A 25,792-nucleotide genomic window follows, 5' to 3' on the forward strand; every position below is an offset into this window, starting at 1 on the left:
GTAGTTAGACACTGGGAAAACCGGCGCCATCTGTCAAGTTCAAACCGCTGTTCGCGGCCTTAAACGCAACGGAATCAACGGCTGGCAGGGGGTGCTCTTGAGGGGCGTCAATAAGCCGTGCATCAGCGGCTTTTTAGCGGTGTTTTGACCCTTCTAATTAGGGTAGAATCGAGCGTTTTACGGCGGGCTCAACGCTGTTTTTACCGGCACGGGACGCCGGTGAAAGTGACCGCCCAAGCGCTCTACAACCGGGGAATCCGATGCTTTTCAATAAGCTGCCAGACGAGCTGTTTGTACCTCTTTCCGGCCAGAACCGACACATCTACCAGAGCGTGCTGATCGAGCTGGCGGACCTGTACTTTGACGAAGACCTGATCGACCCCTTTATCCCCAAGGATCTGGTGCGTTCCACCATTGAAGAGGCGATCATCAAGCACGGTATCCGCAGCTGGACGCCGGAAGAGGACAGCGATTCGGTCAACGAACCGGAGTTGCCGCGCTCGACCGCCGAGTACGCCAGCCGTATCTACCGCCGGCTGGTGAAAACCGGCTGGCTGGATGAGGAGCAGCAGCTCTACCGCACCTACGTGCTGATGGCGCCCTCCATCAGTCACATTCTGCGCACCCTTACCAGCATCGCCAGCTTCAAGAAAAAGAGTTACGGCGGTGCGGTGCTGAACGTGTTGAGCTCGGTGGAAGCGGCGATCAAGGATCCCTCCGGCCGCGGTCTGACCCTGCAGGAGGCCGCCCGCACCTCGGCCGAGTTCAGCGCCCACCTGACCGATATGCTGCTGGGTCTGCGGGAGCTCAAGCAGAGCTTTGCCGAAAGCACCAACGCTCAGGAGATCGTGCGTAACTTCTTTGAACACTTCGTTGAGGCGATCCTGGTCAGCGACTACAAGACCCTCAAGACTCACAACAACCCGTTCCGCTTCCGCCGGTCGCTGCTGTCGATGCTGCGCGAACTGCAGTTTGACCGGGTCAAGCTGGCCCAGCTGATCGATCACTATCAGGAGGTGCTGGAGCTGGGTGAAGCGGAAGCGGAAGCCACGGTGCACAAGCATATCAACCGCATCATCCGCATCTTCGAATCGGTGGATGAGCGCTTGGCGGCCATCGACGAGTTCCGTTTCCGGCTGGAGAAACGGGTGGCCGATACCGTCCGCTACATGGACAAGACTACCCCCGGCATGAGCGCGCGACTGTCACGCCTGATCGGCGCGCTGGCGGAGCAGGATGAAGCGGATCTGCCGGAACTGACCACCCTGGAACACTACCAGCTGTTGTCGCCCAAGTCGGTGCGCGCGGCGCCGCGCAAGCGCACCCCGCCGAGCCTCACCATTATCCAGCAGCGGGTGATCGACCCCGAAGTGCTGGCGATGCGCGAACGCTTCAAGGAGTACAAGGAGCGCCGCCAGATCAACGGCCAGAAGCTTGAAGCCTATCTGGAACGTCACCTCGGTAGTGCCAAAACCGTCAAGGCGGCGGAGTTCAAGATCGAGTCGATCGAGGATTACATCGCCTTCAGTTACGTGCGCCATATGCCGAGCCTCGGCAAGAAGGTGAAACAGATCATCGGCAACTACGAACTCACCATTGAAGACCGCTACGTCGAAGTCGCCGGCATGGTGGAGTGCCGCGACTTCAGTATTCAGCGCAAGCCCAATAACCCCAGCAAGACCGTAGAGAAAGGAACCCAGCATGCTCGGTGATCTCAAGAAAATTCTCAGCCGCGACGGAGCCAAGGATGAAGAAGATTTCATCGCCGCGGCCAACAAGCTGCTGGTGAGCCAGTTTCTTTACGCCGACAAACCTTCGCACCGGCCGCACTACTTTCTGATCTCGGCCCACGTGGATTACTTTACCGACCTGTTTGCGGCGATCGGGTGGTCACTCAGCTATCAGCCGGACGAGTCCTACATCGGCCTGATCCCCAAGGGCGAGGAGCGTTACCTGCGTCTGCGGATCGACGAATCGCTGTTCCTGCTCTGTCTGCGCCAGCAGTACGAAGAGCGGCTGGAGAACTTCGACGTCGAGGGTGGCAAGGCGTTTATCGAATCGGACGAGCTGCTGCGCCTGTATGAAAACCTTACCGGCAAGGAGATCCCCAACGAAACCCGTTTCAAGGAGATCCTGTCGCTGTTCAACCGTCACGGCATCATCGAACGGGGCAAGCCGCCGGAAACCGATCCCAAGAACATACCGTTGATGATCAACCCCAGCATCCGCCAGGTGGTGGTGGAAGACTGGGTACGCCAGCTGGAAGCCCTCGGTGCCAGCGTTGACGAGCTGGAAAACGACGCCGTCACCGAAGATGAGCTGGAGGAGCAGGACAACCTCGGCAGCGATGCCCCCAGCGCCAACGACAGTGAAGAAGCCACCGCCGCCAACGACCAGACCGAAGAGGAGCCCGTGCAATGAAGCTGTTGAACAAGATCGTACTGGTCAACTGGTATGTGCTTGGCGTGGTAGAGATCCCGATTCGCGGCAACGTCGCCATCGTTGGTCCCAACGGTTCCGGTAAATCATCGCTGCTGGACGCGATCCAGACCGTACTGGTGGGCGGCAACAAGCGCTACCTCAGCTTTAACGCCAGCGCCGGGCAAAAGTCCGAGCGCAGCCTGCGCACCTACTGTCTCGGCTTTCTCGACGACAGCGCGGCCAAGACCAACACCACCCGCGAAGACTCCATCACCTATCTGGCGATGGAGTTCAAGGATGAAGACGACGGCCACGTCGACACCATCGGCCTGGCCATCTCCGCCAGTCTGGCCAGCCCGGAAGAGGAGGTGGAAGGTCGTTTCATTCTGCCCGGCACCGAGGTCACCCTGGACGATTTCACCGAACGCGCCAAGGGCGGCCGCATTCCCAAACCCTGGCTGACGGTGCGTGACCAGCTGCGTTCGCGCTGCCCGGAGATGGTGCTGGAAAAACGCACCGGCCGCTTCCTGCGTGAAGTGATGGCGGTACTCAGCCACGACCCCAGCATCCCGGTGGATGAAGAGAAGTTCCTCAAGAACTTCCGCAACGCCATCAAGTTCACTCCCATCGACAGCCCCACCCGCTTCGTGCGCGAGTATGTGCTGGATGAGAAACAGGTGCATGTGGGCGACTTCCGCAAGTCGCTGGAGGAGTACCGCGCCATGGAGGCCAAGACCAAAGAGGTCTCCACCCGCATCGAAGAGCTGGAAAAAGCGCAGGACCTCTGTATCGGCGTGCGCCGCAACGCCAAGAACGCGGTCGAGTACGAGTGGGTGGTGCATGAAACCCGCTTTGAAGAGGCCGACCTCAAGCGTGAAAGCGTCGATGAAAAACTGGAAGAGGACCGCGACAAAGAGCAGAGCCTGCAACTGGAGGCCGACAAGCAGGAGGTCGAGCTGCAGCGGCTGATGCAGGAGCTGGCCGACACCCGCGCCGAACTCAACAACTCCGACAGCGCCGGCAAGATCAAGGAACTGGAGTTCAAGATCGAGGCCAAGCAGCACGAGCTGACCGTGGTCAGTGACAAGATCAGCGCCATCTACAACCTGCTGCGCGGCACGGTCGGCTTTGCCCACCATGAAGCGCTGCTGCCTGACAGTTTTGTCGGTGTGGTGAAAGAGGCGGTCGGCCTCTGGCGTGAGGGCGAGAACCTGCTCGGCAGCGTCTGGCCGACTGAACCGATGAAGGTGGACAACTGCCTCGAAGCGCTGAAGAAAGAGATCGATAACGTGCGCCTGGAGATCAGCCGCCGCTTTGAAGGCTCGGTGATCGCCCTCAGCGGTTATCGTGATCAGCTGCAAGGGTTTCAGGGTGCCATCGAACAGCTCAAGCAGGGTCGCGCGCCGCTCAAGCGCAACACCCGCGAGCTGATGGAGATTCTGACCGAATACGGCATCGAGTCCACCCCGCTGTGTGAACTCACCGAGATCAACGACGACCACTGGCGTACCGCCATTGAGAGCTTCCTCGGCAACCGCCGTGAAGCGCTGATCGTCGACCCGGATCGGGTCAAGGACGCCATCACCCTCTATCGCCGCCGCGCCCGCCATCTGAAGGGTTGCCGGATCGTCAACACCACCACTTCGGAGCGCTGGCTCGACCGCGCCAAGTCCGGTTCGCTGGCCGAGTACGTGGACTGTGAAAACAAGCACGCGCTGGCCTATATCAATCGCACCCTCGGCGGGGTGATGGCGGTAGAGAGCGAGGCGGAGCTGCTGCGTCATGAGCGCGCCCTGACCCCGGACTGCATGTTGCAGAGCGAGGGCTCCACCACGGCTATCCACGAGCAGGCGCCGATGATGGGTATCCGTCACCGCGCCCAGCAGCTGCAGCGTCAGGATCAGGACTTTGAAAAGCTGCAGGCCAAGTACAACGCCGAGCAGAAGCGCCACGACGATCTTAACGGTCTCAAGGAGCTGCTGATCAAGCTGACCGCGGCGCTGGCCGGGGTGACCGAGAACACCTACAGCCTCAGCAACGCCCGCGAAATGGTGCAGGCCGAAGTGGACGGTTACCGTCAGGCGATCACCGACCTGCGCAATCAGGACGACACCGGCATCCAGCAGAAGCTGGCCGATCTGGTTGAAGCCCAGTCCACTACCCAGGCGGCCCACCAGAAAGTGGTGGAGCAGCTACGTAGCCTGCGCACCAAGATGATCAAGAGCGAAGCCAGCCTTGAAGTGCTGGAGAAAGAGCTGGAACTGCACGCCGCCGCCCGCGCTAAAGTCGAAGAGCGGCAGCTGTTCGATGCCGGTTCCGCGCAGGAGAAGCGCGACTACCTGGACGAATCCTGTGGTGGTGAGCTGGAACGGGTGATCTTCGACGCCGCCCGCAAAGCGCAGAACGAGATCACCCTGGTCGACAAGAAGAAGAACCAGGTGCGCGACGCGGTGGCCCAGTACAAGGCGCGTTACCACGGCACCGGCTCCAGCCACCAGCAACTGGATGAGATCACTCCCGATTCTACCCACGAGCAGCTGGAAGAGTATGTCGGCAAGACCATCGACGCCCTCAAGCAGACTGAACTGGCCCACTACACCACCAAGGCGGAGCGGGCCCGGATCGAGGCCGAGACCGCCTTCCGTTCCGACTTCGTGGCCCACCTGAACGACCAGATCGACAAGATCAAGGAGCTGATCCGCGAGCTCAACAACCACCTGAAGCACCGTCCCTTCCACAAGGAGATGTACAGCTTCACCATGACTCCCAACCCGGAGCTGAAGGATATCCTCAAGCTGGTGGAAACCTACTCGCGTATCGACCAGGCCAATGCCGGCGGGCTGTTCGACAGCACCGTGGCGGCCGACTCACCCCACCGCGAAGCACTGGAGAAGATCCACGAAGTACTCAAGGACGAAGGCGAATCCAGCATCCTGCAGGATTACCGCAACTTCTATAACTTCGAACTGGTGATCAAGGATCTGGACGGCAACATCAAGACCAACCTCAGCCAGCGGATCAAGACCGGTTCGGGTGGTGAGCACCAGGTGCCGTTCTACGTCGCCATCGCCGCTGGCCTCGGCGCCACCTACCGCATCAAGCAGATGCCGGACGGCAAGCCGGTGGGCGGTATGAGCCTGTCCATGTTCGACGAAGCGTTCAACAAGCTGGACGCCGAGAACACCCAGACCAGCCTCGGTTTTATGGGGGATCTGGGCCTGCAGACCCTGATCGCCGCACCGGACGACAAGTACTCGCTGATGGCCGCCACCATGGATACCGTCATCAACGTCTGCCGTGACGGTGCCATTGTGGATCTGGACGTGGAGTTCCCCACCAAGAAGGGCAAGGAGTTACTGGATTCCGACAACCCCTACCGGGAAGCCCGCGAGGCGCGTGAAGCCCAGCTGGCGGAGCAGCAGCAATCTGCGGCAGAGGGTGAGAACGCCGGGGGAGAAACGACGGAAAGGGTTGAAATGATTTAGTCTCCGTTAACCCCATGTGTCGAAAAAAAGCCGACTTTAAAGTCGGCTTTTCTTATGGTCAGCGATGTGCGCGGGCTTAGCCGGTCCCCGGTTCAGAAATCCATACTTCTGCCACAGGGTCGGTGTTTAACTGATTAGCTCTTGACCTTTCGGCGTCGAGTCCAACCGATTCCCGCCAGACCCAGGCCCAACAGGGCAATGGATGCAGGTTCGGGTACCGCGGTGCCCGGATTGGGGGTAATGGTTGGTCCAACGCTGACATCGATCAGGCCGCCATCAACGCCCTGGGTGAAGTCATAAAAATTGTCGTCCGGGTCAACGTCTGAGAGGCCGTAAATCAGCTCCTCAGTGCTGACGAGTGAGGCGAACAGGTCGCCCAACAGAGTGGCATCAGAGCTGAAGAACCAGCCTGTATCCAGCGTATTATTTCGAAATCCACCGCCGCTGAATGAACCCGCGATCAGGCCATTAGATGACGTGCTTTGCGCTTGCACATCGGACCAGTTGCCGAAGTTTAAGCCGTTCAGCAGCAGCGTATTATCATCCTCATCAAAATTGCCTGCTGCGTTGTCACCATCGTCAAGAGTGATACGAATGGCTGCCTCGGCGATACCGCCGCCCAGTGCTCCGGTAACGCCAGCGTTAAAGCCGGTCTGGGTGCCGATTATTACCGGGTTGACGCCAGCTCCCGAGAAGCCAACAAACAAAGAGCTTGCAGAGAGTTGGCTGGTCAGTCGATTGCCGTTACTGCCAACCAAGTCCAGCACGATGCCACCAACCTCGGTGAAACCGCCAGCGAGAGCTCCTTTGCTGGTGAGTGATGTTGTGGTGAAAGGCGTAGCCGCTGCGCTGGCACCGTGCAGCAGAGCGGCCGTCCCAACTGCCAAACAGAGTCGTTTATTCACGGTTTGTCTCCTTAGGGTAGGTAATCCATGACTGCCCTTGTCGTTATGCAGGTGGTGTGCCAGCAATTTAAACGATGTTTTAAAACAGTGGCTTTATTTGATTCGGGGTTATTCGTTGCTCGCTAATATGTAAAATTTTTCGACATCAAATGATGTGATGTGGCTGGGGAGTGCGGGGGCGCACGGCTTTTGCGTCTTTGATCTGTTTGCTCAGTGATAAGGGGGCGTCACCTTCGATTGTGTGTCGATACTGGCGGCTCGGCTGCTGTGCCTTCCATTTATCGGGCCCGATAATTGGCGCGGTATTTATTAAGTTATCCGTTTAAATCATTCATACACTAATCTGTTTTATAAATTATGTGGTTGTGGCAGGAGAGTACTTCGATGAAAACAGATGTATGGCAGCGAGGCGTGCTGCTGGTTGGGCTGCTGTCTGTGACGCTCCTGTCCGGTTGTACCTACTTCTCTCAGGGCTTTCCCAGTGGCGACCACAACGGGGTGGCCATGGCAGCGGAGTACTTTGGCGACTCGGCGAAACAAGTGGTGTACTTGGATCAAAACTGGGCATCGGATGACAGCCTCTGGTTCTACAACACTACCCAGGGCTCCGACCTGATGCCCTACCGGCTGTTTCTCCATCTGCGCCAACCCGGCAGCGATGAGCTGTTTCGCAGCGACGACAACATGAACCGCCTGCGCTATCTGGTGCAGACGCCCTCGCTGGACAACGGCGACGGACTGCCGGTCGGATTTGTGATCGACAGCTACCAGGGCAAGGACTACGTTGGTCTGACTTGTGCGGCCTGCCACACCGGTCAGGTCAACGTGCGCGATCTGGCGATCCGCATCGATGGTGGCCCGGCGATGGCCAACTTCCAGCTGATGTTTGAAGAGCTGGAGCAGGCCCTGGAAGAGAGCCGGTCGGGGCCGCGGTTTGAGCAACTGGCGGATGACGTGCTCGGCGCCGGGGCCGACGCCGACAAGCGCGCAGCGTTCAAGCAGGAGGTAGCCGCGGTCTACGACGATATTCGCCGCTATAACCTGATGAACCTTCCGGTTCACCAAGTGGACGGTCAGCCAACGGTGGTTGATTACGGCTACGGCCGGCTGGATGCGTTCGGGCGCATTTTTAATCGCATCATGGTCCACCTGGAGCCGAACCAGATTACCAACCCGGCCAACGCACCGGTCAGTTATCCGCACCTGTGGGGCACCCCGCAGCACGACTTCGTGCAGTGGAACGGTATCGCCGATAACACCTCCAGCCTGGGGTTTGGCCCGCTGGGGCGCAATACCGGAGAGGTACTGGGGGTGTTCGCCACCTTTGAGGTCAAGCCCAAGCGGCCCGGTCGTTACGACTATCCCTCATCGGTCGAGTCGCGCAACCAGGTGCGGCTGGAGTCGCACCTCAAGGATCTGCGTTCGCCGCTGTGGACCGATATGGCCGACGCGGTCAACGCAACCCTGCCGGAGCCCGACCCGCGCCTGGCGATCGACTGGTCACTGGCTGAAGAGGGTGCCCGGGTCTACCGTCAGTTCAAATGCAACTGGTGCCATTCCGGCAACACCTTCCAGCAGGAGATCAACGGCGCTGAACCGGTCGATCGTACCGACACGGGCCGTATGATCCGCGCCCAGTTCAGCAGCGTGCAGATGATCGGCACCGATCCCCTGATGGCGACCAACGCACTCAGAGCCTGCGGTGACCGGGGGTTGTACGACGGTGCCGATCTGGTGCCATGTGGTTCCGACCCGCTCAATACCCAGCAGGTGGCGGTGGCACCGGCGCTGGGCAGCGTTGCCCGCGGGGTGATGACTGAAGGCTTCTGGCGCAAAGTGGGCACCTTTATCGCTGCCTTTGTCGACAACCCCTACAACGCCTTGTCGGGCAAATCCAACCTCGATCGTAACGTCGACTTTGAGGTCGCCAATGGCTATCTGAACACCTACAAGGGGCGCAATCTGCACGGTATCTGGGCGACAGCCCCCTACCTGCACAACGGTTCGGTACCCAGCCTGTACGACCTGTTCCTGCCCAGCTGCAGCGATCAGGAGATCGCCGCGGGCAAAGCCTGCCGGCCAAACCGGTTCACCGTCGGCAACCGCGAACTGGACCCGGAAAAAGTCGGCTTTGTGCAGCTCGATATCGGGCAATATCCGCAGCTGGTGTTTGATACCTCGTTGCCCAGCAACAGCAACGCCGGGCACGAGTACGCGGTCGGCAAAACGCCATTCCCCAAGGTGGATAGCAGCGGCAAGGTGATTCGCGATCCCTCGGGTAAGGTGGTGACCACGGTGGTTGACGAGCCGATTACCGAGCCGCAGCGGCGAGCGCTGGTGGAGTACCTGAAGACCCTGTAGCGCACAGCATCGGCGGGTAACGGCTGCGCCATCTCGACTACAGTAGTGGGAACTAGCATCAAGCCGGCAGGATACTGATCCCGCTCGGCTTGGCTTTGTTTCTGGTATGGGGCAGGAGGGCCGTGGGCGCAGTTTTATGGAATCCATAATCGGCGGTTCGGTCACCCTGAGTCTGGCGGTGTTTGTGATCGCCGGACTGACGATCGCCCTGTGCGGGGTTACCATCACCGTGCGCGCCGAACGGCTGGCGTATTCTACTGGCCTGGGGCAGGCGATCGTCGGCGCGGTGTTTCTGGGCGCGATGACCTCGCTGTCGGGGTTGGTCACCTCATTGACCGCCGCTTATGAGGGCCACCCCCAGTTGGCGGTCAGCAACGCGGTGGGGGGCATCGCGGCGCAAACCACCTTTCTGGCACTGGCCGATATGGCCTATCGGCGCGCCAACCTGGAGCACGCGGCCGCCTCAGAGGCCAATCTGGTCCAGGGTGGGGTGTTGATCATGTTGCTGGCGGTCGCGGTGCTGGCCGGGCATACCCCTGATGTCACCTGGTTCGGTTTGCACCCGATCTCGGTAATGCTGTTCGGCGCGTATCTGCTGGGGCTAAAACTGACCTCCGGGGCTCATCAGCAACCGATGTGGTACCCGAAACAAACCCACGAAACCCACGAGGAACCCCAGCGCCAACAGCGCCCGCCACGGCGCCGGCTGCTGCGATTGTGGACGGAATTTCTGCTGTTGGCGGTGGCGGTGGCGGTGTCCGGCTGGGTACTGGCGGAGGCCAGTCTGGAGCTGGTGGCGCTGACCGGACTCAGTGAGGGGCTGGTCGGCACCCTGTTCACCGCCACTACCACCTCATTGCCAGAGGCGGTGATCGCCATCGCCGCGGTGCGCCGCGGAGCGTTGACGTTGGCCGTAGGCGACATCATCGGTGGCAACACCTTTGATGTGTTGTTTCTGTCGTTGTCGGATCTGTTTTATCGCCAGGGTTCCATCTATCACGCGGTGACTCACCAGCAGTCGTTCTGGCTGGTGTTGAGTCTGGTGATGGCGGCGGTGCTGATGCTGGGGATGCTGCGGCGGGAGAAGTACGGGGTTGCCAATATCGGCTTCGAGAGTGCGTTGATGTTGCTGTTGTATCTGGGGGGAGTGGTGGTGTTGGTGAGTAGTTGAGGGGCCTGAAGGGGTGTAACCTTGCATCGGTGTGATGTGACGTGGCTTTGCTTGTTACTGGCGGGGCAGGTTGTTAGCGCTCATTAGCAGTGCGGCTTGAGGGCTTCTGTTCCGCCCACCCGGGCGGCCCTATTCTTTGGCAAACGTTCCAAAGAACAGGGGAAGAAAGAACTACCCGTGCCCCATGCTCCCCTGGTTCCGCCGCCCTGCGGGTTCACTGCGCGTGGCGCGAACAATCCGGGGATCGTCAGAATGGCCGTCCCTGGCCATACTGCCGCCGCTTCGCGCATCCAGCGCTCGCCCCTTGCGGGCCTTAATCGGATTCTTCACCCCATGCTCGTCGGCTCCAAAGGGGCTATGGGTTGCCGTAACATGCTGAGGTGCGCAACAAGTATAAAAGCAAGTCCTGCCCCGTGCGCTTTAGGATCAGAATCAGTATTTGATATTATGGCTGAATTGTTAAGTAGTCGAACACTGCTTTTGCTGCGGCCATTATTAACGTGATAAGGGTGCCTAGCTGTTTAAAAACAGACTCCTCCCTGCTAGATATTACGGAAAAGAATCTCGCTGTTATCCACACAAAAGGCTTTAATAGGGATATAGCAAAAAATACTGACATGTAAACGGTTACAGGGGCAAAGGTGGATGAAAGTACAGGCGTTAGATGAAGATCTTTTTCCCATTTAAAATCATGCCATTCTTTCGATTGATATATCAGATTTACTATGTTTTCTGCATTATTGTATGTTGAGTTTAATGAATGTAATAATGAATCAATAATGCTCAGTTCGTTGTTAGGTGTAATTATGGTTAAGCCGGTGTATAGTGTTATCATGAGGATGTAGCTGGCTAAGATATCAACAATTGATGCTAGGGCTAGATTTCTTTTTCTGCTAATTACACTTCTCAGCAAGTGAAGCGTAATCCATATGGTTAGAAAATCGAATATATAATTTATAGATGCTAGAAGAAAAGGCCTTGTCACAACTAGTGATTTGTTTTCTATATGGAACCAGTGGGAATCTAGAATTTCTGTAGGTATCAAGTATTTTGATACTACTATCGCTATGGTCGTTATTATGCAACTAAAAAAGCTGCTTACTATAGCAACAAATGATATTTCCTGTATTATTATACCTAGTCTTTCATTGCTAAAAAAAACTTGCTGAAACATTACTATCAAAGGTAATAGGATAAATATTCCAAGTATTCCAAATATTTGAAATATCCACATGTTTTTATATATTGTGTATATAGTCACCCACGAAATAGAAACGATTATAGCAATGACTATATAGTTTTTTATTCTTTGAGATCTGTTTATTTTTACTCTTGTTACTGTTTCGTGCTCGTTGTTGTTTTTAATGTTTGTGTTTTCGATGTTTTTTCCGATTGATATGTCAGTAATAAACGAAAGAAAGCTCTCGGCTTTTCTTGCTATTCTAATTTGCCACTCTAGTAATGGTAGGTCGGAAATTAGTGTTGACCACTTATAAAGCCTGTCATGAATAACTCGTACTTCTTTGTCTTTTAGAAAAAAATCTAGTATTGCACCGAGGGCTACTATCGATAAGCCGATAGCAATAACTAAAAGCCACTCTGCGTACGTTTTATCCATTATGAATTAATAATTCTGTGTCGTTGGTGCAGCACATGAACTTTGGTGCACAATTCTGTGTGGAGCAGGCCATCGCCACCACCCATCAAAATCTCCCCAAACATCCCCATCAACAGCTCCGCCTCTTCCTTATCCCGCTCGGGGTCTAGCACCGACAGGTAATACCCCGCACAAAGGGCGAGGGCGGGCCAGACGGCGGGGCTTTCGCCGATGGCGGTGAGGCCGGTAAGGGCGGTGCGCAGGTGCTGGCGGGCTTCCGGTTCGCCGCGGCGTTTGGCGATCAGGCCGCGGGTCCAGTGGATAAAAGGTTGGCCGTGGGGCGGTAGTTGCTCCTTCATGATGCTGGCGAGCAGTTCTTCCGCCCGTTCCAGATCGCCAAAGCGGGCTTCCGTCAGCGCCAGGTCGACGGCGATGGTGGGGCTTTCGTTGGAATGGCGGTAAGCGAGGCGCATCTGCTGCAGAAAACCGTCGTACTTGCGGTAGGCGTGGAATACCAGCGCGGTCTGGCCTTCGAACATCCCCGGTGAGGACTCCTCGATGGCGTGGCGCCAGGGGGTGAGGCTCTCCAGCGCGGTGGCTAGCGGTTCACTGTCGCGTAGGGCGCAGGCGTTGCGGATCGCGAGGTCGAAGGCCATCTCCGGTTGAGTGAACTGCGGCTTGAGTTGCTCCACCAGTTCCCGCACCTGCTGGTTCTCACCCAGCGCAGAGGCGCGCAGCAGGGCGTCGTAGCGCTGGGCGGTGCGGTAGTTGAGCAGTGCGTAGGCGGGCAGGGCGGTGGCGATGGGGATGCCGCAGAGCCACAGCCACAGAGTGTCACTGTAAAGGCCCCAGCCGATCAGGCCGACGCCAAGGGTGATCAGCCATCGACTCTGCCAGAGGATGCCGCGAATAAAGGTGAGAGTGCTGGGGTGCTGGCGTAGTTGCAGTTCGAACTTGGCCAGCGCGGCCTGTTGCTTCGGGCTTAAACGATCCAGATCGTCGCGGGGGATCGCCAACGCGGCGTCGTCGTGCAGCTGGACGTCGTTCAGCCCCTGCTGATGCAAACTATCGAGGGCGTCGCGGTTGCTACCGGCGTCGATAAAGCCGCTTTGATTGCGCCCGCTGGCATCGTTACCGCTGTAGAGGATCTTTTTCACCGCAGCGCCTGCGGTGTGCGCGGCGGGCAGGCCGGTTTGGGTGCGGTAGCTGCGGTTGCCATATTTCCTCCCTGAAAACGGCACACGGGTTGAAGTGCAATGCGGCGATGACTATTTATTTGTTTTTGCTAATAAAACTGGCCGCTGCTCAACCCTGTTTGTAACCATTTAGCCCCTCAATTGCAACGGGCTTAGTTCTGCTTTTTAACGCCTGCGCAGGATCGGCGGCGTAGCAGCGGCGATAAGCGGGTGGGTTAACGGGTCAGGGTGAGCAGGATGTCGGCAAACCAGGCGCAGTTCAGTCCCAGTGCTTCGTCCACGCCCTCTTCGCGGTTGCTCACATCCAGCCGGGCGGAGTGAACGCCCATCAGCCACCAGGGGAGTTGATCGTCTGCGGCGGCGTCATTGCGCATCACCACCATCGCACCGCTGGAGCCTCGATGGGTGCGGGCGTCGGTAAGAAAATAGCCGCTGCCCTGAAAACGGAGCGAAAACGACGAGGCGTTGATCGCCTGGCGCGCTACCGGGAGGTGATGCAGGGTGTCGTGGAATCCCAGTGGAAAGCCGATGATCAGCATCGGTGTGCCGATCGTTACCCGGTCGAGGTCGGGGTGCAGATGGTCGGGGCCAAAGGCGGCGTAGACCGCCGGTTTGGGAAAGGCGCTGCGGTCGATCTCGATCACCGCCACGTCGATCGCGCCGGCGCTGTCTTCCCCTTGGCGCCAGAGGGCGGTGCCCTGGTGGTAGAGGGGGATGGAGTAGTTGACTGATTGGGTGGCGTTGCTGGGGTCGATATGCAGTTCGATCTCGATCCGGTCCGGGTGGTGGCCGCTGTCGGCGTCGATCAGCACGTGGCGGCAGGTCACCAGAAACAGGCGCTGGTTGTTTGCAAAGAAGAATCCGCTGGCGTTGGTCAGCGCCTGCTGGCCAGCAAAGGTCTGAATCGGGGTGGTGGTGAGCAACACGCGGTCGATGGCCATGGCGGGTCCGGCTGAGGTGATGGGGGCTGCATCAGAATAGCAGCTGTAGCGTTACTCTGCGGTCAGCCGGGTGGGCTACAGGGCGGGCAACGGGGTGGTCTGCGGGCTGGCGCTAAACTTGCAGCCGGAGTGGGCTGGCTGACAAAACCGACAATCCGCATCAGGCCGGCGCAGGAGAACCACTATGGATCTGCAGGATTTCGCTCCCGAACCACTCTATTTCGACCAGCCTTCGCTGCCCGAGGTGCAGGCGTTGATTGCCCAGGCCGCACAACGTTATGCCGACGGCGGTGCCGATGCGCTGTTGCAGCGGGCGGCGGCGCTGGCGCCAGAGGATCTCACGGTGCTGGTGGCGCGCTACCGTTTTTACTTTTACCAGCACCGTCATGCCGACGCGCTGGCGGTGGCTCACCGGGCGATGGCCGTGGTGGCGCCGCTGATCGGCTTTCCCGAGGACTGGCGGCAGATCGATTCGAACCATCTGCAGGCTGGCGTCGGTCGCTCCTTTACCCTGGTGCGTTTTTACCTGATGGCGCTCAAGGGCGCGGCGCTGCTGTTGCTGCGGATGGGCGAGCAGCCGCAGGCGGTGGCGATGCTGGAACAGGTGCAGGCGCTGGACGCCAACGACCGATTGGGTGCCGCCGCGCTGCTGCAAACGGTGGCGGATCATTCCATCTGAGCGGCCATCTCGCCGCTTTACCCGGAGGGAACGCCCCAGCGTTTTGTCCGACAACCGTTGTCGGCTTTGTGACAGCGATTGTGACAGGAATGGCGATCCGCGGTGGTTAACCGCTGCTATTGCTGCTTGCCAAGGTGATTTGGGAGGGGCATGGGGATTGCAACAGCTCCCGGTAATACCCGCAACCTGACAAGGCGTACCCCATGACTGCACCCCTGGCTACCCCGACGCTGACTGTCCAGACGGCGGCCAATCCGGCCGACACCCGCGACGCCGTGGCGATCTCACCGTCGGTTCACTGGATCGGCGCGCTGGACCCCGGCCTGCGTACTTTCGACATCATCCTTAAGACCGCCAACGGCACCAGTTACAACAGCTATCTGGTGCGTGGCAGCGAGGGTGTGGCGGTGATCGACACGGTCAAGGAGTCCTTTTCTGCCGAGTTTTTCAGCCGGCTGGAGTCGGTCGCTCGCTATGAGGAGATCAAGTACATCGTGCTGAATCATCTGGAGCCGGATCACAGCGGTGCGCTGCCGGAACTGATGCGGCGGGCGCCGCAGGCACGGCTGTTTATCTCCAAGAAAGCGCAGGTGATGTTGAAGGCGTTGCTCAAAGGGAGCGAGTTCGAGTTCACCAGCGTCGATACCGGTGACAGCCTGTCGCTGGGTGATCGCACCCTGAGCTTTCTGCATACCCCCTTTCTGCACTGGCCCGATACCCAGTGCACCTATCTGCCCGAGGAGGGGGTGCTGTTTTCCGGTGACGTGTTCGGCTGCCACTTCTGCGACCCGCGGTTGTTCAACGACCGGGTGGGCGACTTCCGCTTCTCGTTCGAGTACTACTACGCCCATATCATGCGGCCGTTCAAACGCTATGTACTGAATGCGCTGGCGCTGATCGACCCCCTTGAATTGGCGATCATTGCGCCGACCCATGGGCCGGTGCTGCGCGATAATCCGCGCAATTATCTGACGCGCTATCGTGAGCTGTCACAGCCGGCGTTCAACAGCGAGGTGGGCGCCGACGAGAAGACCCTGCTGATCTTTTACATCAGCTCCTACGGCAACACCGAACGGATGGCGCAGGCGATCTACGCCGGCGCCTGCCAGGTGGAGGGTGTGCGTGCCTCGCTCTACGATCTGGAGGGCAGTGAGGTGGCCCCCTTTGTGGACCTGATCGAAGGCGCTGACGGTATCATGTTCGGTACGCCCACCATCAACGGCGATTCGGTCAAACCGGTGTGGGATCTGCTGTCGTCGCTGGCGCTGATCGAGGTGCGTGGCAAGCGTGGCGCGGTGTTCGGCTCCTTTGGCTGGAGCGGCGAGGCGGTGGGTCTGGTGGAGGACCGCCTCAAGGGGCTGAAGATTCAGGTGCCCCTGACCGGCAAGCAGGTCCGGCTGATCCCCACCGACGCGGAGCTGGCGGAGTGCCAGCAGTTTGGCGTCGATATGGCCCGGGCGCTGCGCAGCGACGACTGAACGACTCCGGTACAGCTTCTATACTCACTGCCACCAGAGGTAAGCGGGAGGAGCCATGTATCAAGGGATCTTTTTCGACCTCAGCGGGGTGCTGTACAGCGGCCACGAGGCGTTGCCGGGGGCCGCAGAGGCGCTGGCACTGGCCCGCGCCGGTGGCGTGACGGTGCGCTTTGTGACCAACACATCGCGGCGCACGGGCAACCAGTTGGTTCAGGATCTGGCCGCCATCGGTCTGGAGATCGAGCCGCAAGCGCTGTTTACCGCACCCCGCGCCGCCCATGACTGGGTCGTCAACCACGGCCTGCGGCCCTACTGTCTGATTCATGACGCAATTCGTTCCGAGTTTGCCGATCTCGACCAGCATGCACCCAACGCGGTCGTGGTTGGTGATGCCGCTGAAGGCTTCAGCTACGCCGCCATGGATCGCGCTTTTCAGCTCTGCCATGCCGGAGCACCGCTGATCGGCATCGGTCGCAACCGTTATTTTCGCCTGGATGACGAGCTGCATCTGGATGCCGGTGCTTTTGTTACCGCGATCGAGTATGCCGCCGGTTGTGAAGCGGTGATTATCGGCAAGCCCTCGGCGGCGTTCTTTGCCCAGGTACTGGCCTCTACCGGGTTGCACGTTGACCAGGTGTTGATGGTGGGCGATGACGTTCATGGTGATGTAGAAGGGGCGTTGGCCGCCGGACTGGGTGGCTGTTTGGTGCGTACCGGCAAGTATGAACCGGGGGATGAGCAGCGAATCAGCGGGGAGTTCCAATGCGTGGCGTCCGTAACCGAGGCGGTCGAGCTGGCGCTGTCACCCTAGCGGCTGGCGCCCCGGCTTGACTGTGCAGTGCTGACCGCTGTCAGTGTTGAACCGGTGTCTGTTGCCCGGGCTGGGGCTTGGCGCTAGGTAGCAGGGCCAACGGTCGCTCACGCTGCCCTTCGGTTAGCTTCAACAGCGGCTCCAGTCGTTTAAGCCGGCGCTGCAGTTGCCGCCGGGTGTTGGCGAAATCGCGTGAATCGTCCAGTAACCAGCGGCTCAGGGTAGCCAGATAGAGACTGGTCAGCAGCGATTCTTCCACCGCGCGATTGAGGTGGGCGGCATTACGTCCGGCGGCTTCACGCATCCACTGCACGGTGCGACTGATGCGCATGATGCCGGCGATCTGGATATGCAGGTGACCGGGCTCCAGTCGGCCGAGCAGCATCTGCCGGGTGGTTCGCTGGTGCGGCGCCAGCGCCAGCAACCACTCCATCATCACCTGTTCGATCCGCTGCAACGGCGGCAGGGTGTTGAATTCCCGTGTCGCCACCGCCAGCAACATGGCACGGTCGGCACGATCAAACCAAGCGTCGATCAGATCCTCTTTCTGGCGGTAATGGGTGCGGATCTGTTCCAGTGAACAGCCCAGTGTATCCGCCACCTGATGCAGACGCAGGCTCTCCCAGCTCTGTTGGTCCGCCAGTTTGAGGGCTGCGTCGAGAATAGCGTCGGCCGAGGGGGTGTGGGGGGGCATGGTGTCGCTCCTTGATGGTTCCGGCACCGGTTACTATAGTCGCTGTGCGCTAGCGGCCCCGGCTGCGGTGCGAAATCCCGGGGCAACGGTTGATCTGTGGCCCGACACAAGGCAGAGTGCCGGTAAACCGGCTGCGGCTGGTCCCCCAACCACAAGTGAGAGAGATGATCATGGCAAGAGCAAGCGCGCGTCACATTCTGGTGGACAGCGAAGCCCAGTGCATGGCGCTGAAAGCAGAGATTGAAGCCGGAGCCGATTTTGGTGAACTGGCGAAAACCCATTCCAGCTGCCCCTCCGGCGGTCAGGGCGGTGATCTGGGATCTTTTGGCCGTGGCCAGATGGTGCCTGAATTTGACCAGGTGGTGTTTAGCGCCGAAGTCGGCACCGTGCAGGGGCCAGTGCGTACCCAGTTCGGTTACCACTTGCTGGAAGTGACCCAGCGGGACGATTGAGCTGAATATCCGGGATGTCTAAAAAGGCCACCTTGCAAGGTGGCCTTTTTTTCTGTTCATGAGCGTAGTGCTGTGCGTCTCATGAGCAGCAATCCAAGGCCGATTAACGCGATTGGTGCGGGTACCGGAACTTGGTTGGTGCACTGTGGGGAGCTGGGGTTCTGCTCACAAAATGAGGGAGCCGCAGCCTCGGTAAAGCCTTGATAGGTGACTTGCGACTGAGAGTAGTTGTAAAAACCAAAACGACCGGTGGTGTTGCCTACGGTCGCGATATTGAAAATGGTTTGGCCAGCGCCAAAAGCGCCGCCTGCAATATCTATTTTGATCAGCGTCTCCGTATACTCCAGAGTAAAGTCATAAACAATGTTATCAACCCATCCCATACCTAGGCTGGTAGCGATTACATTGTAACCAGTCGTGCTGAGATGGTGGTTGGCAAACGGGATTGCATTGAGTCCGCCGGTGACCTCTGACAGGTAAAAGCCGGGTGCCGATCCGAGTTGCTGGCCCTGCTTCCAATCGAACAGGAAAAACGGCGTGGTGTCGTCAGCGTCAAAGCCGAAGACGAACCCCATGTAGTCGTCATCCCCGTCGTTGCCAGCCGAAAACGAACCTTGAAACTGAGTGTTGAAGAAATCGTTGGGACTAACGAAAGCCGTCGGGTTGCCGTTGATGGTTTGCGTAACGCTGTTCCCATCCCCAGCCACATTCCAGTTACCGTTGCCGAGTGGTCCTTCCTGAACGAAAGTATTGAGATCAATGGGAGTAGGGACTGCCCAGGCAGAGGTTGACAGTAGTATGGCGCCGAGAGCGGCACCCGCAATCTTTAGCTTCATGGCAGGCCTCCTGCGTGTGTTTATGCCAACTTTGAGTAAGCATGATTTATGCCGTTCTTTATTTATCAACAGGTTGGGAAGGTTTCGGCAGGGCGGTGTAAATTATTATGACACCTGGTGCTCATCATGATGGGTGGTCTGAGGGGCTTGGTGTCAATCCGGATCCAGCGGCAGCTTGATCCGAAAGCGACTGCCTTTGCCCACCTCGCTCTGAACTTCGAGCTTGCCCTGGTGTTTTTCGATGATGCCGAGCGACAGCGAGAGACCGAGCCCCGTTCCTTGTCCTTGCGGTTTGGTGGTAAAAAAGGGGTCGAAGATATGCGGTAATACGTTGGCAGGGATCCCCTTGCCGTCGTCCTCGATATCCACCCAGGCCCAGTGGGCGTCACAGCCGGTGCTGATCCGGATGGTGCCATGCTCTTCAATTGCGTGGGCGGCATTGACCAGCAGGTTCATCAGAACCTGGCCGATATGGGACAGCACGCAGTACACCTTGGGCACGTTGCGGTACTCTTTGACCACCTCAGCTTTGTACTTGAGTTCGTTCCAGACCACGCTGAGGGTGTTTTCCACCTCTTGTTGCAGGTCGCACCAGACCTTTTCACCGGTGCCTGCGTGGGAGAAGTTCTTCAGGTTAAGTACGGTGTTTTTGACCCGCTCCAGCCCCTCGATCGATTCGTTGATCAGGGCCGGCAGGTCGTCGACCAGGTAGTCGTAGTCGATCTGGCGTTTGTGGTTGCGGATCGCATTCGCCAGCTGCTGGTCGCTCAACGTGGCTTCGCCCTGTCGGTACAGGTCAAGCAGCGTCATCAGGTTATCGACGTAGTGCCCCAGACTGGTGAGGTTCGAGTTGACGTAGCCGATCGGGTTGTTGATCTCGTGGGCAACGCCGGCGGCCAGGGTGCCGATGGAGGCCATTTTTTCGTTCTGGATCACCTGCCCCTGCAGTCGTTCGCGATCGTCGAGCAGCTGTTTCAGCTCCTGGTTCTTGCCCTGCAGGCGCTGCTGGTAGCGCTGCAGTTTGAGGTGAGTCGAAACCCGGGCCAGCAGCTCTTCCGGTTGAAACGGCTTGGTGAGAAAGTCGACCCCGCCGCTGCTGAAGGCGCGCACTTTGCTGTCGGAGTCGGAATTGGCACTAAGAAAAATCACCGGAATGTTGCTGAATGCCGGTTCATCCTGCAGTTGCTCGCAAACCTGAAAACCATCCAGCCCCGGCATGTTGATGTCCAGCAGAATCAGATCAGGCTGCACCTCGGCTACCGCTTCCAGGCCGGTGGTGCCGTCGGTGGCGGTATACACCTGATAACCCTGAAGTTGCAGCAGGTGTGCCAGCAACTCTCGCGCTGAGGCACTGTCGTCAATAGCCAGAATGGTTTGTTGAACCGGGTCAGACATACTCGCTCCCTGAGTGTGGTCGTCCTTCTTTGAGGCGTGCCTGAGGCACTGCCGTCACGCGAGTTAGTCTAGCCTTTATTCGCCGCTTCCATAAGCCCAAAGCAATATAGTGGCGGCTTGAACCGATGGTGGAAATGATCTGTATCTAATACAAATGGGCGGCTTCGCGTTAAGCTATGCCGATCCATTACCCTCGCGAGTTGTATCACACCATGGCAACACCGATCGCATGAAAAAGCCAGAGGAAAAAAGTCTCAGAATCCCGGTTGATAAACTTCGGCTCGGTATGTTCGTTGACTTGGAAATGGGCTGGACCAAGCACCCGTTTCTGTTTGCGCGCTTCAAACTGACCAAGGCCAAGGATATTGAGACCATCAAGGGTTTGGGGCTGTGCGAGATCACGGTGATTCCGGCCAGGTCGGACCGTAACGCCATACGGAACCCGCCGCCGCCCAAGAGCGACGACAGCGCCCCGAACGCCGACGATATGATGGCTGAAAAGCAGGCCACCCTGAGCAAGGCGCAGGGGTATCGCCAGCGTCATAACAGCGTGGCGAGCAAGTACCGTGAGCAGGCGGAGAAGATGAAGAAGATCGCCAAGGCGCTGAGCACCGAGCCTGCGAACGCGATCCAGGATGCCGATGAGGTGGTTGAGGGGTTGGCCGCGGAGTTCGATGGCAGTAGCGAGCTGCTCACCAATCTGGTCAATCTCGGGGCCGGGGAGCACAGTTTTTACAACCACAACGTCAACGTCACGGTGCTGAGCCTGATGCTGGGTTCGGCGGCGGGGCTCAAGGGCGAGGCTCTGCGTCAGCTGGCTTTGGGTGCGCTGTTACACGATATAGGGAAAATCGCGCTGCCGTCACAGGTGGTGACCAAAATCGGCAAGCTAACACTGCCGGAAGAGCGTGTCCTGCAGCAGCATCCGGTGTTGGGGCGTCGGCTCACCGAGAAGGTGCGGACGCTGCCGAAAATGGCACAGGCTATTATCGAACTGCATCACGAATATCTGGATGGCAGCGGTTATCCCCATGGCATTGGCGGGGCCCGGATTCCCAAACAGGTGCAGATCGTTTCTATTTGCAACATCTACGACAACCTCTGTAACGCCCGCGTGGCACAGGAGTCGTTGACGCCAAAAAACGCCTTGGCACTGATGTTCAAACGCTACGCAGACAAACTGGACAACGAGCTGTTGCAGCTGTTTATCCACCATATGGGGGTCTATCCACCCGGCACGGTGGTGAGGTTGAACGATGACAGCATCGGTCTGGTGGTGGCGGTTAACCCCAAGCAGCTGCTGCGGCCGGAACTGTTGCTCTACAGTGATGAAGTACCCAAGGAGGAAGCGCTGATCGTCAATCTGGCAGAGCATCCGCAGCTGGAGGTCGAGGCGGTGCTCAAGCCGGGCGAGTACCCCAGCAGGATCTATCAGTATCTGGGGATAGAGGAGCGCATGGGGTACTTCGTCGACTCGCTGTAACGGTCGCCAGGCCGCCGCAGTGGCTGCGACGGCCTTGTGGCTACTGCCCGAGGTGCTGATAGGAGAACAGAAACTCCTTGTCGCTGAGCGGGTGGTGGCAGGTGCGGCAGGCGGTGATGTCTTTATCCAGTCGCTCGCCGGCTGGACTGAATACCGCGAATTCCCAGTCGCCGGTGGTGAGGGCGTCGGGGTAGCCCTGATCGAATCCCTTGCCGCGTTCCATTACCACGATAGCCGCTAGCTGGTCGGGAATCCGTTGACCCAGATCGCTGACTTTTGCGGTGCCGTCTGCGCCCAGCTTCACGCTGTAGAGCTCGCCGACCACCACCGAACCGTAGGGGAGCTTGCCGTCCTTTTGCTTGCCGGCGATAGCGGTTTCGTTGGCGAATATACGAATCACCTGTTTGTCGTTTGCGGTGCGATCGCCGCTGAAGTACTGGGTAAAACTGGTGCGGTAGTTGCCGGGGTCAGCGACATTTTCAGGCCCGGCCCACAGGGGCGGGGCGAGCAAGCCCAGAGTCAGGGCTGCAACCAGTGCTGGGGATTTCATGGGGAGTACCTCCGGGTTGGGTCGCCCGCGGGCGAAGCGCGAACCGTGCATGCCGGCGGGCGGCTATGCATGTTTGAAGATAGTCGATACCGCCGCTGGTCACCGCATCCTGCGTACGCGTTGTCTTGCCTGTCAGCCAGGTCCCCGAGAGGGTTTTTACGCCCGATGATTCACTCCGGTGACCGAAAAACGTAGACTTCGCACTCCTGTTTATTTGTCAGCGAGTGGAAGACCGCCATGGGCCGCGCCTATCAGAACCGTAAAGAATCGATCGCCAAAACCTCCGATGCCAAATCCAAGGTGTACAGCAAGTACGGACGTGAAATTTACGTCTGCGCCAAATCCGGCGGTACTGACCCGGACGGCAACCTGACCCTGCGTGGCCTGATCGAGCGGGCCAAGCGTGATCAGGTACCCTCCCATGTGATCGAGAAGGCGCTGGACAAGGCCAGCGGTGCCGGCGGCGAGGATTTTTCACCGGCTCGCTACGAAGGGTTCGGTCCCGGTAACTGCATGGTGATGATCGAATGCCTCACCGATAATCCCAACCGCACCTTCGGCGACGTTCGTAACTGCTTCACCAAGACCAAGTGCAAGATCGGCACTCAGGGGAGCGTGGCCCACATGTTCGATCACTGCGCCATCTTCGTATTTGCCGGTGACGACGAAGAGGCGGTGCTGGAAGCGTTGATGATGGCTGACGTGGACGTCACCGACATCGAATGCGAAGAGGGCAAGATCACCGTCTTTGCACCGCATACCGAATACGCCAAGGCGCGCAACGCTCTCGGCGACTACCTTGAGGGTGGTGAGTTCGAAGTGGACGAGATCCAGTTTCTACCCCAGACCATGACCGCGGTGGCGGGTGACGACGTGGCGCTGCTGGAGCGCTTCCTTGATATGCTCAACGATGTCGACGATGTGCAGCGGGTCTACCACAACGCCGAGTTCTGACCAGTCCGGCTGCCGATCCACAGCCCGCCATCTAGCGGGCTTTTTTGTGCCTGACGATCGGAGCGACAGGGGTAATTAGCGACTAAGATTAACGGATACCGGCCCTCTGTCCCCCATCCTGCGGCCGAGGCGTGCGCTGTCGGGTTTTACAAGAGGTACCTTGATGGATTCAAAGCGGTCTGCGGATGATCAGATCATGGCGGCGGTCACCGAGGGGCTCGATGATGCAGTTATTGAGCAACTGATAGACAATATCGCCATTCCCGCTTTTGTGATCAATCAGCACCATGTTGTTACCCACTGGAACCGCGCGCTGGAAACGCTGAGTGGGTGCAGAGCCGGAACGATCGTCGGTAGCAGCAATCACTGGCAGGCGTTCTACAGTCATCGCCGTCCCACCATGGCCGACCTGATCGTGGCCGGCAATCTGGAGCGAGGGGTTGATGACTTCTATCGCGATAAATATCACCCCTCGCAGCTGTTGGAGGGGGCCTTTGTTGCCGAGGATTTCTTTCCGGATCTGGGTGACCGCGGCGAGTGGTTGGCGTTCACCGCTTCACCGTTGCACGACAGCGCGGGTGCTATCGTCGGCGCGATTGAAACCCTGACTCCGATAACCGAGCGCAAGCAGGCCGAACAACGGTTGATAGCCAGTGAACAGCGCTATCGCGAACTGAGCTCGCTGGATGAGTTGACTCGGCTGTTCAACGTGCGTCACTTCAATATGGAGATCAGTAGCGAGCTGGAGCGGGCTCGACGCTATCGACAGCCGCTGGCCATGGCCATGCTGGATCTCGATCATTTCAAGCGCCTCAATGACACCTGGGGGCACCAGTTTGGCGACCAGGTCCTGGAGGGCGTGGGAACCTGCGTGCGTGGGATGCTGCGCGCCGTAGACAGTGCCTACCGCTATGGCGGTGAAGAGTTCGCGGTACTGATGCCGCAAGCGGATCTCAACGGGGCCATGATAGCGATGGAGCGGATCAATCAGGCGCTGGCCGCAGAACGGTTTCAAACTCCGGCCGGAGACTCTATCTCTATCACCGCCAGCGTCGGTGTAGCTGCAGCCGGCAGCGATGAGAGTGCCAAGTCGTTGATTGGGCGTGCGGATAAAGCGCTGTATCGCGCCAAGGCTGACGGTCGCAACCGGGTGCGCGGTTGCGATATCGGCGGGGTGTTTACCGGTACGGATCTCTGACTTAAGGGGGCTGCCGGTCGTTTTGCGGCTGACAGCCGGGGGCATCGCTGCGGTAGCAGATCCGCAACGGGGTCACCACACGCCGCGGTACCGCGCGCCGCGTGTTGATGCGTTCCAGCATCATGATCGCTTCATACCCCATTACATCCGGCATCTGGCCCACGTTGCCATGACTGAGGCCGTTGGCCAGGTGCTGCAGTTGCCGGTCAAGGGTGTCGGCGAACAGCAGCAGGGTGTGGTGCCGGTCGAGCAGGGCGCGAAACGGGGCGACTGTGTCAGCGTAATCGGGGTGCAGCTGAGGCCAGAACCCCAGCGTAACCAGCGCCAGCCCTTCATCCTGTTGTGAGGATTCGCGCAACATGTGCTGTAGCTGGGCGAGGGCAACCTGCATGTCGTCGCCGTTATAGAGAGGGCAGCGGGGGTGTTCCTGCCAGTCACTTTCGGCCAGACGCAGGTCGAGGCGGTGGCGAGATTGTTTAAGAGAGGCGCGCAGTCCTTGCTGGCGTAACTGCAGGTTATGGGAGTCCGGATGGCCGTTGAGGATGCAGAGTGTGCCGCCGTTTGGTCTGAGCTGGCGTAGTCGTTCCCCCAAGGCGAACCCCAGTTGGAAGTTGTCGGTGCCGATAAAGGTGCGCCGCAGCCCCGGTTGTGCGGCCAGGTCCTGCTCGTCGAAATCGGCATCGAAGGTGACCACCGGTATGCCCCGGGTGCGGGCCGCGGCAACAGCATTTGTGGCGAGATAATCGGAGCGCACCACTGAGATGGCAACGCCGTCCAACTGTTCGTTCAGCAGTTGCTGCAGCAACTGGTCCTGGGCGCGAAAATCGGTCAGTGCCGGTCCGCGGTAGAGGCATTCGGTATCCGCAAGGGTGCGGGCGGCACTGATACAGCCGGCTTTGGCGCGTTCAAAGAATTCGCTATTCTCCTGTTTGGGGATCAGCAGGTAGCGTGTCGGCGCTTCGGCCCAGCCGGCAGGGGAGGCCAGGAGCGTGAGTAACAACGAAACAGGCGAAAGCCAGTGAATGAGATCCCGATAGTGTGTGGGCATGGCGTGCTCTGAGTCGGTTCGTTATGCAGGTCAGTTAAGACCCTCTGGCCACAACCGGCAACCCCTTGGCGACCGGAACGAATTCAGCCTCGACGGACTCCAAGCCTTCATGGACCGCAATCGCCCGACCGGGAGCT

The 25,792-nt window shown here is 58.8% G+C and carries 21 protein-coding genes; 12 read left to right on the top strand and 9 right to left on the bottom strand.

Annotation, left to right across the window (positions count from 1 at the left end; genetic code table 11):
• Positions 1–260: 260 nt before the first annotated feature.
• Genes JJQ76_RS07315 through JJQ76_RS07325 form a run of 3 tightly spaced genes read left to right on the top strand, consistent with a single transcriptional unit; the run spans position 261 to position 5,906 of the window.
• Positions 261–1,712: a Wadjet anti-phage system protein JetA family protein gene (locus tag JJQ76_RS07315; protein WP_210396118.1), complete on the top strand. Its 1,452-nt coding sequence runs from the start codon at positions 261–263 to the stop codon at positions 1,710–1,712.
• Positions 1,702–2,421, top strand: a complete 720-nt coding sequence (locus JJQ76_RS07320) for a DUF4194 domain-containing protein (RefSeq protein WP_210396119.1) — start codon at positions 1,702–1,704, stop codon at positions 2,419–2,421. The genes JJQ76_RS07315 and JJQ76_RS07320 overlap by 11 nt, the downstream gene beginning before the upstream one ends.
• Entirely contained in the window at positions 2,418–5,906 is a 3,489-nt protein-coding gene (locus JJQ76_RS07325) for an SbcC/MukB-like Walker B domain-containing protein (protein ID WP_210396120.1), read from the top strand. Before JJQ76_RS07320 ends, JJQ76_RS07325 begins: the two co-directional genes overlap by 4 nt.
• A gap of 134 nt (positions 5,907–6,040) precedes the next feature.
• Here the strand turns inward: JJQ76_RS07325 and JJQ76_RS18220 are convergent, their stop codons facing one another.
• A complete protein-coding gene (locus tag JJQ76_RS18220; protein ID WP_210396121.1) occupies positions 6,041–6,811 on the bottom strand; it encodes a PEP-CTERM sorting domain-containing protein in 771 nt (256 codons plus the stop codon).
• A gap of 384 nt (positions 6,812–7,195) precedes the next feature.
• On the opposite strand from JJQ76_RS18220, the gene JJQ76_RS07335 reads away from it, so the two are divergent.
• Complete coding sequence (locus JJQ76_RS07335) at positions 7,196–9,172, top strand: di-heme-cytochrome C peroxidase (RefSeq protein ID WP_210396122.1); 1,977 nt, start codon at positions 7,196–7,198, stop codon at positions 9,170–9,172.
• A 136-nt stretch (positions 9,173–9,308) separates the two neighbouring features.
• On the top strand, positions 9,309–10,343 hold the full coding sequence (locus JJQ76_RS07340) for a sodium:calcium antiporter (protein WP_210396123.1): 1,035 nt from the start codon (positions 9,309–9,311) through the stop codon (positions 10,341–10,343).
• A gap of 445 nt (positions 10,344–10,788) precedes the next feature.
• Here JJQ76_RS07340 and JJQ76_RS07345 read toward each other — a convergent pair whose 3' ends face one another.
• From JJQ76_RS07345 to JJQ76_RS07355, 3 genes are all read right to left on the bottom strand, one after another.
• Positions 10,789–11,961, bottom strand: a complete 1,173-nt coding sequence (locus tag JJQ76_RS07345; RefSeq protein WP_210396124.1) for a hypothetical protein — start codon at positions 11,959–11,961, stop codon at positions 10,789–10,791.
• Positions 11,961–13,097: a hypothetical protein gene (locus JJQ76_RS07350; protein ID WP_210396125.1), complete on the bottom strand. Its 1,137-nt coding sequence runs from the start codon at positions 13,095–13,097 to the stop codon at positions 11,961–11,963. Before JJQ76_RS07350 ends, JJQ76_RS07345 begins: the two co-directional genes overlap by 1 nt.
• Before the next feature lie 254 nt (positions 13,098–13,351).
• Positions 13,352–14,077: a trypsin-like peptidase domain-containing protein gene (locus JJQ76_RS07355; RefSeq protein ID WP_210396126.1), complete on the bottom strand. Its 726-nt coding sequence runs from the start codon at positions 14,075–14,077 to the stop codon at positions 13,352–13,354.
• A 184-nt stretch (positions 14,078–14,261) separates the two neighbouring features.
• On the opposite strand from JJQ76_RS07355, the gene JJQ76_RS07360 reads away from it, so the two are divergent.
• From JJQ76_RS07360 to JJQ76_RS07370, 3 genes are all read left to right on the top strand, one after another.
• Positions 14,262–14,756: a hypothetical protein gene (locus JJQ76_RS07360; RefSeq protein ID WP_210396127.1), complete on the top strand. Its 495-nt coding sequence runs from the start codon at positions 14,262–14,264 to the stop codon at positions 14,754–14,756.
• Between the two features lie 203 nt (positions 14,757–14,959).
• Positions 14,960–16,234, top strand: coding sequence for an FprA family A-type flavoprotein (locus tag JJQ76_RS07365; protein WP_210396128.1), 1,275 nt, complete (start codon positions 14,960–14,962; stop codon positions 16,232–16,234).
• A 55-nt stretch (positions 16,235–16,289) separates the two neighbouring features.
• Positions 16,290–17,045, top strand: coding sequence for a TIGR01458 family HAD-type hydrolase (locus JJQ76_RS07370; RefSeq protein ID WP_210396129.1), 756 nt, complete (start codon positions 16,290–16,292; stop codon positions 17,043–17,045).
• 40 nt (positions 17,046–17,085) lie between these two features.
• Here JJQ76_RS07370 and JJQ76_RS07375 read toward each other — a convergent pair whose 3' ends face one another.
• On the bottom strand, positions 17,086–17,739 hold the full coding sequence (locus JJQ76_RS07375) for a TetR/AcrR family transcriptional regulator (RefSeq protein ID WP_210396130.1): 654 nt from the start codon (positions 17,737–17,739) through the stop codon (positions 17,086–17,088).
• 170 nt (positions 17,740–17,909) lie between these two features.
• Here JJQ76_RS07375 and JJQ76_RS07380 point away from each other — a divergent pair, with 170 nt between their 5' ends.
• Positions 17,910–18,191, top strand: coding sequence for a peptidylprolyl isomerase (locus JJQ76_RS07380; RefSeq protein ID WP_210396131.1), 282 nt, complete (start codon positions 17,910–17,912; stop codon positions 18,189–18,191).
• Between the two features lie 56 nt (positions 18,192–18,247).
• Here the strand turns inward: JJQ76_RS07380 and JJQ76_RS07385 are convergent, their stop codons facing one another.
• Both JJQ76_RS07385 and JJQ76_RS07390 read right to left on the bottom strand, forming a co-directional pair.
• Positions 18,248–19,027, bottom strand: a complete 780-nt coding sequence (locus JJQ76_RS07385; protein ID WP_210396132.1) for a hypothetical protein — start codon at positions 19,025–19,027, stop codon at positions 18,248–18,250.
• A 153-nt stretch (positions 19,028–19,180) separates the two neighbouring features.
• A complete protein-coding gene (locus JJQ76_RS07390; protein WP_210396133.1) occupies positions 19,181–20,422 on the bottom strand; it encodes a sensor histidine kinase in 1,242 nt (413 codons plus the stop codon).
• 229 nt (positions 20,423–20,651) lie between these two features.
• Between JJQ76_RS07390 and JJQ76_RS07395 the strand changes: the two genes are divergently transcribed.
• The gene (locus JJQ76_RS07395; RefSeq protein ID WP_281411965.1) at positions 20,652–21,905 is read left to right on the top strand and encodes a cyclic di-GMP phosphodiesterase; all 1,254 of its coding nucleotides are present in this window, start codon (positions 20,652–20,654) and stop codon (positions 21,903–21,905) included.
• A gap of 40 nt (positions 21,906–21,945) precedes the next feature.
• Here the strand turns inward: JJQ76_RS07395 and JJQ76_RS07400 are convergent, their stop codons facing one another.
• Positions 21,946–22,455 (bottom strand): cytochrome P460 family protein, encoded by a 510-nt coding sequence (locus JJQ76_RS07400; protein WP_210396135.1) that lies wholly within the window; start codon positions 22,453–22,455, stop codon positions 21,946–21,948.
• Positions 22,456–22,692: 237 nt separating this feature from the next.
• Here JJQ76_RS07400 and JJQ76_RS07405 point away from each other — a divergent pair, with 237 nt between their 5' ends.
• Both JJQ76_RS07405 and JJQ76_RS07410 read left to right on the top strand, forming a co-directional pair.
• Positions 22,693–23,409, top strand: a complete 717-nt coding sequence (locus JJQ76_RS07405; RefSeq protein ID WP_210396136.1) for a YebC/PmpR family DNA-binding transcriptional regulator — start codon at positions 22,693–22,695, stop codon at positions 23,407–23,409.
• 163 nt (positions 23,410–23,572) lie between these two features.
• Positions 23,573–24,607, top strand: coding sequence for a GGDEF domain-containing protein (locus tag JJQ76_RS07410; protein ID WP_210396137.1), 1,035 nt, complete (start codon positions 23,573–23,575; stop codon positions 24,605–24,607).
• Position 24,608: 1 nt separating this feature from the next.
• Here the strand turns inward: JJQ76_RS07410 and JJQ76_RS07415 are convergent, their stop codons facing one another.
• Complete coding sequence (locus JJQ76_RS07415; protein ID WP_210396138.1) at positions 24,609–25,655, bottom strand: substrate-binding domain-containing protein; 1,047 nt, start codon at positions 25,653–25,655, stop codon at positions 24,609–24,611.
• Positions 25,656–25,792 lie beyond the last annotated feature (137 nt).

It is taken from the genome of Motiliproteus sediminis (genome assembly GCF_017912535.1).
Lineage (GTDB): Bacteria > Pseudomonadota > Gammaproteobacteria > Pseudomonadales > Balneatricaceae > Motiliproteus > Motiliproteus sediminis.

Excerpts from the sequence above, each read along its gene's own strand:
- JJQ76_RS07355 (WP_210396126.1), bottom strand. The coding sequence starts at position 14,077 with ATGGCCATCGACCGCGTGTTGCTCACCACCACCCCGATTCAGACCTTT.
- JJQ76_RS07360 (WP_210396127.1), top strand. The coding sequence starts at position 14,262 with ATGGATCTGCAGGATTTCGCTCCCGAACCACTCTATTTCGACCAGCCT.
- JJQ76_RS07335 (WP_210396122.1), top strand. The coding sequence starts at position 7,196 with ATGAAAACAGATGTATGGCAGCGAGGCGTGCTGCTGGTTGGGCTGCTG.
- JJQ76_RS07385 (WP_210396132.1), bottom strand. The coding sequence starts at position 19,027 with ATGAAGCTAAAGATTGCGGGTGCCGCTCTCGGCGCCATACTACTGTCA.
- JJQ76_RS07345 (WP_210396124.1), bottom strand. The coding sequence starts at position 11,961 with ATGGATAAAACGTACGCAGAGTGGCTTTTAGTTATTGCTATCGGCTTA.
- JJQ76_RS07320 (WP_210396119.1), top strand. The coding sequence starts at position 1,702 with ATGCTCGGTGATCTCAAGAAAATTCTCAGCCGCGACGGAGCCAAGGAT.
- JJQ76_RS07315 (WP_210396118.1), top strand. The coding sequence starts at position 261 with ATGCTTTTCAATAAGCTGCCAGACGAGCTGTTTGTACCTCTTTCCGGC.
- JJQ76_RS07325 (WP_210396120.1), top strand. The coding sequence starts at position 2,418 with ATGAAGCTGTTGAACAAGATCGTACTGGTCAACTGGTATGTGCTTGGC.
- JJQ76_RS07405 (WP_210396136.1), top strand. The coding sequence starts at position 22,693 with ATGGGCCGCGCCTATCAGAACCGTAAAGAATCGATCGCCAAAACCTCC.
- JJQ76_RS07410 (WP_210396137.1), top strand. The coding sequence starts at position 23,573 with ATGGATTCAAAGCGGTCTGCGGATGATCAGATCATGGCGGCGGTCACC.
- JJQ76_RS07380 (WP_210396131.1), top strand. The coding sequence starts at position 17,910 with ATGGCAAGAGCAAGCGCGCGTCACATTCTGGTGGACAGCGAAGCCCAG.
- JJQ76_RS07365 (WP_210396128.1), top strand. The coding sequence starts at position 14,960 with ATGACTGCACCCCTGGCTACCCCGACGCTGACTGTCCAGACGGCGGCC.
- JJQ76_RS07375 (WP_210396130.1), bottom strand. The coding sequence starts at position 17,739 with ATGCCCCCCCACACCCCCTCGGCCGACGCTATTCTCGACGCAGCCCTC.
- JJQ76_RS07340 (WP_210396123.1), top strand. The coding sequence starts at position 9,309 with ATGGAATCCATAATCGGCGGTTCGGTCACCCTGAGTCTGGCGGTGTTT.
- JJQ76_RS07415 (WP_210396138.1), bottom strand. The coding sequence starts at position 25,655 with ATGCCCACACACTATCGGGATCTCATTCACTGGCTTTCGCCTGTTTCG.
- JJQ76_RS07390 (WP_210396133.1), bottom strand. The coding sequence starts at position 20,422 with ATGTCTGACCCGGTTCAACAAACCATTCTGGCTATTGACGACAGTGCC.
- JJQ76_RS07395 (WP_281411965.1), top strand. The coding sequence starts at position 20,652 with ATGAAAAAGCCAGAGGAAAAAAGTCTCAGAATCCCGGTTGATAAACTT.
- JJQ76_RS07400 (WP_210396135.1), bottom strand. The coding sequence starts at position 22,455 with ATGAAATCCCCAGCACTGGTTGCAGCCCTGACTCTGGGCTTGCTCGCC.
- JJQ76_RS07370 (WP_210396129.1), top strand. The coding sequence starts at position 16,290 with ATGTATCAAGGGATCTTTTTCGACCTCAGCGGGGTGCTGTACAGCGGC.